The organism is Acidovorax delafieldii 2AN (assembly GCF_000175235.1).
GTDB classification, from domain to species: domain Bacteria; phylum Pseudomonadota; class Gammaproteobacteria; order Burkholderiales; family Burkholderiaceae_C; genus Acidovorax; species Acidovorax delafieldii_B.
Genome location: NZ_ACQT01000163.1, coordinates 1 through 8,590 on the forward strand (window position 1 = coordinate 1; position 8,590 = coordinate 8,590).

The window sequence follows — 8,590 nt, forward strand, 5'->3', positions numbered from 1 at the left end:
TTGCGACCGCAGGCGGGCAGGTTGGCAGCACCCGCGGCGCAGGCCAGCAGCCAGGCGCGGCGCGAAAGCACGTGCAGAGTCATCGCAGAAAGCCCAGCGCAAAGGGCAGGCTCACCACGCCCAGCAGCGTGGACAGCGTCACCAGCCCCGCCACGTACGGCCCGTTGTAGCCCATGCGCGCGGCCAGCACGTAGCAGGTGGATGCCGTGGGTAGGGCCGAAAACGCCAGTAGCACGGTGGTCTGCACCGGATCGAGCCCGAACAGGTGCGCCATCGCGAAGGCGATGAGCGGCTGCACCAAGTGGCGGATGGACAGCACGGCAGCGCTGAGCATCTTGCTGCGTGTGAGCAGGCCGAACTGCATGCCTGCGCCCGCCGCCATCAGGCCCAATGCCAAAGAGGCCGCGCTGATGCGGCCCACCGTGGGCTCGAGCCAGCCCGGAATGCGAAAACCCAGCAGGTTGGCCGCCAGGCCCGATGCCGTGGCCAGGATGAGCGGGTTGCGCAGCAGTTCGCGCGCAAAGCCGTGCTGGCCGTGGCGTGCCATGGGCCACACGGCCGCCACGTTGAACAACGGCACGCACACGCCGATGAGCACGGCAATCTGCAGCAGGCCCTGCGCACCGGCCAGCCGCTCGGCCAGGGCCAGGCCGATGAAGGAGTTGAAGCGGAATGCCACCTGCGCGCTGGCGGCATGGTCGCGCGCATCGATCCGCCGGCCCAGCCAGGGCCAATGGGGCAGGCTGTAGGCCAGCGCAATGCCCGCGAGGCCGGCCAGCACACCGGCGCCGATCAGGCCGGAGGCGGCCCGCACGTCGACCGGGCTCTTCACGATGGACTGGAACAGCAGAACGGGAAACAGCAGGTAGTACACCAGGCTCTCCACCGGCTGCCAGACGGAGCGGTTGAGTGCCGTGTAGCGGCAGACGAGGTAGCCGAAGAGGATGAGGGTGAAATCGGGGAGAAGAAGCTGGGCGTAATTCACGGCGCCGAGAATACCTGAAGGCCCTTCAGGCTGCGGGTTGGTCCGCATGGGGAATCCATGGGGAGCGTGGTCACGCATTGCGCATACCATTGCCGGGTCTGTCACCCTCACAAAGGAGAACTGAATGCACCGTCGTCATTGGCTCGCTCTCACCCTGGCGGCCGCGGCCGGCACTGCCGCAGCCCAGGGCTACCCCAACAAGATCATCAAGCTGCAGGTGCCGTTTGCACCCGGCGGCACCACCGACATCATCGCCCGCGTCATTGCCGACCCGCTGGGCCGCGCACTGGGCCAGAGCGTGATCGTGGAGAACAAGTCGGGTGGCGGCGGCATCGTGGGGGCCAACGAGACGGCCAAGTCGGCACCCGACGGCTACACGCTGGGCGTGGCCACGGTGTCCACCACGGCGGCCAATCCGGCCATCAACCCCAAGACGCCGTACAACCCGCTGACCGATTTCACGCCCATCATCAATATCGCGGCCACGCCCAACATCATTGCGGTGCACCCCAGTTTTCCCGCCAAGGACTACAAGGCGTTCGTGGCCGAGCTGAAGAAGTCGCCGGGCAAGTATTCGTATTCGTCGTCGGGCACGGGTGGCATCGGCCACCTGCAGATGGAGCTGTACAAGAACCTCTCCAACACCTTCGTGACCCACATCCCCTACCGGGGCGCTGGCCCGGCCCTGAATGACACCGTGGCGGGTCAGGTGCCCATGATCTTCGACAACCTGCCCTCGGCGCTGCCCTTCATCAAGGAAAACCGACTGGTGCCCATCGTGGTGGCTGCGCCCCAGCGCGTGGCATCGCTGCCCAACGTGCCCACGTTCAAGGAACTGGGCCTGGAGCCCGTGAACCGCATGGCCTACTACGGCATCGTCGGCCCCAAGGGCCTGCCCAAGGACGTGGTTGACAAGATCAACGCCGCCGTGCGCAAGGCGCTGGAAGACCCGGCCGTGAAGAAGCGCATCGAAGACACGGGCTCGCTCGTTGTGGGCAACACCCCGGAACAGTTCGCCGCGCAGATCAAGGCAGAGTACGCGGTGTACAAGGATGTGGTGGCCAAGCAGAAGCTGACGCTGGATTGATTCCACCCCTGTGAACCCAGCCGCCCGCGCACCGGGCGGTTTTTTTTGCGTGCAAAGCGCACGCCGGACGCTCCCATGCTTGCTGCCAGCCTTGCCGCGATCGATACCTTTGTGGATGCGCTGTGGCTTGAAGACGGCCTGGCGCGCAATACGCTGGCCGCCTACCGCCGTGATCTCACGCTGTATGCCACCTGGTTGGCGCAGCAGCAGCCGGCGCTGGCACTGGACAGCACGGCCGAGCATCACCTGCAGGCCTATTTCGCGGAGCGCCATGCGCAGACCCGCGCCACCTCGGCCAACCGGCGCCTCACGGTACTGCGGCGCTACTTTCACTGGGCGCTGCGCGAGCGGCGCATCAGCGCCGATCCCACGGTGCGGCTGCAGGCGGCACGCCAGCCCTTGCGCGTGCCCAAGACCCTTTCGCAGGCCCAGGTGGAAGCCTTGCTGAATGCGCCCGATGTGGGCTCTGCGCTCGGCCTGCGGGACCGCACCATGCTCGAGCTGATGTACGCCAGCGGGTTGCGGGTGACCGAGTTGGTCACGCTCAAGACCTACCAGCTTGGCCTGGCCGAGGGTGTACTGCGCGTGATGGGCAAGGGCAGCAAGGAGCGGCTGGTGCCCTTTGGCGAAGAGGCCCGGAACTGGATTGAGCGCTACCTGCACGAAGCGCGTGGCGCCATCCTGGGCGGGCAGCAGACCGACGACCTGTTCGTCACGCACCGCGGAGCGGGCATGACGCGCGTGATGTTCTGGGTGATCGTCAAGAAATGGGCCGCAGTGGCAGGCATTACCGTGCCGCTGTCGCCGCACACGCTGAGGCACGCCTTTGCCACCCATCTGCTCAACCACGGCGCCGACTTGCGGGTGGTGCAGTTGCTACTGGGCCATGTGGATATTTCCACCACCACCATTTACACCCACGTGGCCCGCGAGCGCCTGAAGGCACTGCACGAACGCCACCATCCACGGGGCTGATGCGGCCCCCCCGGATGGGCCCGTGGGCAAGCGCAGCCGATCCGCGCGAAAATGCGCAGCTTTCGCTGAGTTTCTGAAAGCCGACATGCCAATTCCAAGCCGCCGCCACCTGCTGGCCCTGATGTGCCTGAGCGCCCTCGCGCCACTGGGCCACGCCCAATCGCAACCCGCCGGCTGGCCGGCCAAACCCATCCGGATCGTGGTGGCCTACCCCGCAGGCGGCGTGAGCGACACGGTGGCGCGCGCGCTGGCCGACAAGCTTGCGGTGCAATTGGGCACGCCGGTGGTCATTGACAACAAGGCTGGCGCCAGTGGCAGCATCGGCATGGACGCGGTCGCCAAGGCCGCCCCTGATGGCTACACGCTCGGATTTGCCGCCATCAGCCCGCTGGCGCTCAATCCGCACCTGGGCAAATCCCCCTTCGATCCGCAAAAAGACATCGCCCCGGTGGTCAGCGTGATGTATTCGCCCGTGCTATTGCTGGGCACCCCCGCGAGCAAGGCGAAGGATTTTCGCGACCTGCTGGCCACCGCGCGCGCCAGGCCAGGCGAGATCCGCTGGACCACGTCGGGGCCGGCCTCTCTGGGCCACATCATGCTGGAGCAGATCATGGCCAGTGCCCATGTGCAGATCACCCACGTGCCCTACAAGGGGGGCGGCCAGCAGATGAACGATGCGCTGGGCGGGCAGTTCGAGGTGCTGTCCACCAATGCCGGGCCTGCCGTGCTGCAGCACGTGAAGGCAGGCCGGCTCAAGGCGCTGGCGGTAGGTGCCCCAGCACGGCTCGACAGCCTGCCCGACGTGCCCACGCTGGCAGAACTGGGGCTGCCAGCGGCCAACCTGTCGTCGCTGTTCGGCATCTATGCGCCTGCCCATACTCCCGCTGCCGTGCTGGCGCGGCTCAATGCCGAGGTGAACAAGGCCCTGGCGCAACCCGATATCCGCAGCAAGCTCGACGCCACCGACAATGTGCCCACCGGTGGAACAGCGGTCGAGTTTGCCCGCCAGATCGCGCAGGAGTCGCAGAGCAACGCGCGCATCATCCGCAGCGCGGGTATCCAGGCCCAGTAAGGCGCGAACGCAACCAGCAGCTCTGCCTTGCAGGGCTGCCGAAGGTTGTGTGGGATGTTGGGCTGGGGCCCCGGTCGGGTGGCCCATCCGCCGGGCCGTGCGCTGGCGGGGAAGCTTGGATGCATCCCGTGGCGCGCATCCTGCGCCCGGCGCCTGCCGGGCGGTGCTTATTCTTCGCCGAGGCTCTCGGCCCAGGTCAGCGCCTGCAGGTGGGCCCAGTTGACCTGGCGGTTGGACAGGTGCAGCGCGTCGGCGGCCTTGGCAAACGCCACTTCGTCGCCGCTTTCGCAGGCGCGCGTGAGGTCAAGGAAAGGGGCAAAAACGCCGGTGCCATGCAACAGTGCGTCCGTCACGGGCTGCGGCAGGGCCACGGATTCGAGCGCCTTTTCCAGCGGCACGCCCAGCATCACATCCAGCAGCGAGAAAACACCCACGACGAAGGCGTTGTCGCACTCTTCGGGGGGCAGCAGCTCGGCCGCCAGCAGCTCCATGAGGCGGCCGCGCACCACGGCCGTGGTTCCCACCGCCGGTGGCGCGCCGCCTGCGCGCGAGGTGGTCATGAGCAGGGCCGCCCAGCGGAACAGCTTCTTGAGCCCGAGGATCATCACCGCATGGCGGAACGAGGTGACTTCGCACGACAGGCCGAAGCCCGACGAATTGATGAAGCGCAGCAGGTTGAAAGACAGGGTGGGGTCTTTCTTGAGCAGTTCTTCAATCTCTGTGGTACTGGCCTGTTTGCGCACCAGGTTGATGAGCTGGATGATCGTGGCCTGCGAGGGCCGGATGGTGGTGGCCTTCACCAGGGAGGGCCGGGCAAACCAGTAGCCCTGGAACAGCTTCACGCCCAGGTCCGCCATCAATTGAAATTGCTCGGGGGTCTCGACTTTTTCGGCGATCAGCTTGGCCTGGCTGTGCGTGGCGGCAAACTTGACCAGCGGGCCCGCCAGTTCGGGCTTGAAGGCCTGCATGTCGAGCTTGATGAATGCTGCCAGAGGCAGCCACGACACGTAGTTGCGCTTGAGCACGTGCTGGTTGAAGGCAAGGCGAAAGCCCCGGGCGCGCAGGGCCTCCAGCGTGGCGACGCGGGCCTCGATCTCTTCGGCCGTGGCACTGTCGTCGAGCGGAGGCACTTCCAGCACGACCTTGTCGGGGTGGATGAGTTCAAGGTGGCCGCCCGCCAGGCTGTCGTGGGTGCAATTGATGAAAACAATCTTCTTCCCCACCAGGGCTTCGGTGCCGGCGTACGACAGTGCGTTGAACAGCAGCACGGCATCGCTGGCGGCCGTGTGCGAGTGGGACGCGGTGGACCGGTCGAACAGCTCATAGCCGTACACAGCGCGGTTGGCATCCACGATGGCCTGGCGCGCAATGATGGCCAGGTTGTCGGCCTCCGTGCCTTCTGGGGCTTCGGCGGAGGCTTCCGGGATGTCTTGTTCAGGTGTGCTCGACATGGATACGCAGGTAGGGGGGTAGTGGGGGTGAAACGCTCCAGATCATTCTAGGGCAACACCGAACAATTCTTCACAGTGTGCGGCCCGCACGGCAGGCTGCCAGCAGCTGCGCCAGCCTGCATGAACGTGGCGGGAGGTGGGGCGGCACGACCTGGCAGCGCCGACTTCTGCCCGGCATGCCACTGACCGGCCCGGGGCGCTTGCAGAGGTGACCGCACAGGCGGGCGCGCCCACCTCAGAGAGGACGCTCCCCGGCTGGCCAGGTCCCGAGAGCGCGGTCGCCCGTCAGTCGGTGAGCTGGTCGGCCCAGGCGAGCGCCTGCAGGTGGGCAAAGTTGATCTGCTGGCTGGTCAGGTGCAGGGTGCCCGCGGCACGGTCGAAAACGGCGTCGTCGCTCGATTCGCAGGCTTCGGCCAGCGTGAGCAGGTCCCCCAGGAACCCCTTGCGGTGCAGCAAGGCGTCCGACACGGCGTCGGGCACGCTCAGCAGGCCAAGTGCGGCGTCCATGGGCATGGTCAGCATGACGTCGAGCAGCGAGAAGATGCCCACCACGAACGCCAGGTCGGCCTCTTCGGGGGGCAGGGTTTCGAGGGCCAGCAGTTCCATCAGCCGGCCCCGCACCACGGCCGTGTGGCCTACCGACGAGGGGGTACCACTGGTGCGCGAGGCCGTCAGCAGCAGCGCGGCCCAGCGGAAGAGCTTTTTCAGACCCATCAGCATCACGGCCTGCCGGAAGGAGGTGATCTCACGGTTCAGGCCGAACCCGGACGAGTTGATGAGCCGCATCAGGTTGAATGCCAGGCCGGCATCCTTCTTGAGCACTTCCTCGATGTCGTCGGTGCTGGCCTGTTTGCGCACCAGGTTGATGAGCTGCACGATGCTGGCCTGCGAGGCCGTGAGCAGCTTCGCCTCGACGAGCGCGGGGCGCGCAAACCAGTACCCCTGGAACAGCTCGATCCCCTGGCTGGACACCATGTCGTACTGTTGCGCGGTCTCGACCTTTTCGGCGATCAGCTCGGCCTGCGAGTGGCGGCCCGCATAGCTGATCAGCACGGCGAGCTGATCCGGGGCGAGGGCGGACAGGTCCAGCTTGATGTAGTCGGCCAGCGGCAGCCACGGCGCGTAGGCCGACTCGAGGACGGTGTGGTTGAAGGCCAGGTGGAAGCCGCGCTCGCGCAGCCCCGCCAGAATGGGAAGCCGCGCCACCACCTCAGCGCTGGCCGCATGGCCCAGTGGGGGAATCTCGAGCACGACCTTGTCGGGATCGACCAGTTCCAGGTGTCCGCCGGCCAGGCTTTCGTGGGTGCAGTTGACGAAGATGAGCTTCTTGCCCACCAGCTCTTCGGTGCCGGCGTGGGACAGCGCGGTAAACACCAGGATCACGTCGGTGGCGGCCGTGTGGCCCGCGCTCGTGCGCGAGCGGTTGAACAGCTCATAGCCGACCACCATGTGCTGCGCGTTCACGATGGCCTGCCGGGCAATCATGGCGACGGACGAGTGGCTCTGGGGCGGCGGAGCCGTCCCGGTGGCGGGTTGTGTGGACATGGGCGTGTTTCAGGAGACAGGAAGGGCCGGGGCAAGGGGCCGGGCGGAGCATCAGTGCATTGTAGAAAGGTTCGCGGATCGGGCGCGGTCATCAGCCCTGCTGCAGCCACAGCATTTCGGCTTCGGTGAAGCCGGCGCTGCGGCGGGCAGCCTCGTTGAAGGGGGGCTTGAGCCGCGGCGCCTCGTACTGGCGCACCAGCTGCGCGTAAAGCGCCTCGGGGTCCAGCCCCCGCTGCGCACAAAGCCAGCGGTACCAGTGGTTGCCGATGGCCACGTGGCCGACCTCGTCGTGCAGGATGGTGTCGAGAATATCGGCGGCCGCCAGCGCATCGGCCGTGCCCACCTGGCGCAGCTTGCGCTGGATCTGCGGCGTGGCGTCGAGCCCGCGCGCTTCCATGGTGCGGGGCACCAGCGCCATGCGCGCCACGATGTCATGCTGCGTCTTTTCGCACATGGTCCACAGCCCCTGGTGCGCCGGAAAGTCGCCGTAGTCATGCCCCTGGAGGCGCAAGTGGTCGCGCAGCAGCCGGAAATGCTGCGCCTCTTCGGCCGCCACGCGCAGCCAGTCGAGGTAGTACGCACGGGGCATGCCGTCAAAGCGCCACACCGCGTCCAGGGCCAGGTTGATGGCATTGAACTCGATGTGCGCAATGGCGTGGATGAGAACGGCCCGGCCCTCGGCCGTGGCGGGCGATCGGCGTGCCACCTCGGTATGGCGCAGCAGCAGGGGGCGCTCGGGATGGCCGGGCAGGGCACCGGCTTCGGCGGGGGCGGCAGGGGGGGGTTCTGCTATTGAAAGCGTAGCTGCAAGCGCCTGAAGGGCGAGCGCATCAGCGGCTTTTTGTTCAGGATCGGCAAGGCACAAGACCTGCAATGCACGTTGGCGAAGCTCCATCCTTACAATTCTAGGCCCTGCCCTGCGCCCAGAGCCCATGCTCTGCAAACGAGGGCCGTTCCATTTTCAGGGAGTGTGGTGCATGGCGATTTACGAATTGGATGGTGTTGCCCCGCGCGTGGCCGACTCGGCATGGGTGGCCGACAGTGCGCAGGTGATGGGTAACGTGGTATTGGGTGAAGGCGCGAGCGTCTGGTTCGGCACGGTGGTGCGCGGCGACACCGACAGCATCACGATTGGGGCGGGCTCGAATATCCAGGACGCCAGCGTGCTGCACGCCGACTTTGGCAAGCCGCTGGTCGTGGGCGAGCGCGTGACCGTAGGGCACCAGGTGATGCTGCATGGGTGCACGATTGGCGATGAAACCCTGATCGGCATCGGCGCCATCGTGCTCAATGGAGCACGGATCGGCAAGAACTGCCTGGTGGGCGCCGGCGCGCTGGTGACCGAGGGCAAGGAATTCCCCGACGGCTCCATGATCATCGGCAGCCCGGCCAAGGCCGTGCGCGATCTCAGCCCGGAGCAGATCGCGGGGCTGCGCCAGAGTGCGCAGCACTACATGGACAACGCGCGCCGCTTC

General features: G+C 66.7%; 8 protein-coding genes. 4 read left to right on the forward strand and 4 right to left on the reverse strand.

Going from position 1 to position 8,590, the window contains the following annotated elements; all coding sequences use genetic code 11:
- Positions 1–79: 79 nt before the first annotated feature.
- A complete protein-coding gene (locus tag ACDELDRAFT_RS16190) occupies positions 80–1,033 on the reverse strand; it encodes an AEC family transporter (protein WP_005798753.1) in 954 nt (317 codons plus the stop codon).
- A gap of 76 nt (positions 1,034–1,109) precedes the next feature.
- Here ACDELDRAFT_RS16190 and ACDELDRAFT_RS16195 point away from each other — a divergent pair, with 76 nt between their 5' ends.
- The 3 genes from ACDELDRAFT_RS16195 (at position 1,110) to ACDELDRAFT_RS16205 (ending at position 4,119) form a co-directional block, all read left to right on the forward strand.
- Positions 1,110–2,072: a tripartite tricarboxylate transporter substrate binding protein BugE gene (locus tag ACDELDRAFT_RS16195; RefSeq protein ID WP_005798755.1), complete on the forward strand. Its 963-nt coding sequence runs from the start codon at positions 1,110–1,112 to the stop codon at positions 2,070–2,072.
- Between the two features lie 75 nt (positions 2,073–2,147).
- The gene (xerD, locus tag ACDELDRAFT_RS16200) at positions 2,148–3,047 is read left to right on the forward strand and encodes a site-specific tyrosine recombinase XerD (protein WP_005798757.1); all 900 of its coding nucleotides are present in this window, start codon (positions 2,148–2,150) and stop codon (positions 3,045–3,047) included.
- 85 nt (positions 3,048–3,132) lie between these two features.
- The gene (locus ACDELDRAFT_RS16205) at positions 3,133–4,119 is read left to right on the forward strand and encodes a Bug family tripartite tricarboxylate transporter substrate binding protein (RefSeq protein ID WP_005798759.1); all 987 of its coding nucleotides are present in this window, start codon (positions 3,133–3,135) and stop codon (positions 4,117–4,119) included.
- 167 nt (positions 4,120–4,286) lie between these two features.
- Here ACDELDRAFT_RS16205 and ACDELDRAFT_RS16210 read toward each other — a convergent pair whose 3' ends face one another.
- The 3 genes from ACDELDRAFT_RS16210 to ACDELDRAFT_RS16220 form a co-directional block, all read right to left on the reverse strand.
- Complete coding sequence (locus ACDELDRAFT_RS16210; protein ID WP_005798761.1) at positions 4,287–5,570, reverse strand: EAL and HDOD domain-containing protein; 1,284 nt, start codon at positions 5,568–5,570, stop codon at positions 4,287–4,289.
- A gap of 285 nt (positions 5,571–5,855) precedes the next feature.
- Positions 5,856–7,115, reverse strand: a complete 1,260-nt coding sequence (locus ACDELDRAFT_RS16215; protein ID WP_005798763.1) for an EAL and HDOD domain-containing protein — start codon at positions 7,113–7,115, stop codon at positions 5,856–5,858.
- Between the two features lie 91 nt (positions 7,116–7,206).
- Positions 7,207–8,010 carry a ferritin-like domain-containing protein gene (locus tag ACDELDRAFT_RS16220; protein WP_005798765.1) on the reverse strand — a complete coding sequence of 268 codons (804 nt, stop codon included), beginning with the start codon at positions 8,008–8,010 and terminating at the stop codon, positions 7,207–7,209.
- Between the two features lie 82 nt (positions 8,011–8,092).
- Here ACDELDRAFT_RS16220 and ACDELDRAFT_RS16225 point away from each other — a divergent pair.
- On the forward strand, positions 8,093–8,590 hold a 498-nt coding region (locus ACDELDRAFT_RS16225; RefSeq protein WP_005798767.1), incomplete at its 3' end, for a gamma carbonic anhydrase family protein.